We start from the raw sequence: 301 nt of genomic DNA, 5'->3' as shown, positions 1-301 counted from the left end.
CCCGGCGGATTCCTTGGGGAACAACAACCGGCTCAGCGCACCGCGACGCTGGGCAGATTCCCCATCCAGATGGGTCTGCTCCTCAGCCGGCACCGACACGGTCCGGGCGGCGGTGCTGTCACCACGTCCCTCCAACGCGCGGGTACGCAGCGGCTCGGGCCACCCACCCGGTGGTGTGCCCAGCTCGCCGCGCAGAAAAGCGATGACACTGGCGGGGATGTCGTAGCGCTGCGGATCGGCGGCGAACTCCTCTACCGTCACACCGGCACCGACGAGGTGCAGCGCGAGGTCACCGACGACC

General features: G+C 69.8%; 1 protein-coding gene. It reads right to left on the bottom strand.

What is annotated here, in order from left to right; translation table 11 throughout:
• Positions 1 to 301: hypothetical protein (locus FS507_RS16720; protein WP_145943839.1), on the bottom strand; the 301-nt coding region annotated here is incomplete at both ends.

The organism is Corynebacterium glyciniphilum AJ 3170 (assembly GCF_007673095.1).
Taxonomy (GTDB): Bacteria; Actinomycetota; Actinomycetes; order Mycobacteriales; family Mycobacteriaceae; genus Corynebacterium.
Note: the sequence above shows the minus strand (reverse complement) of the source record. Positions and strands in the feature narration are given on the sequence as shown.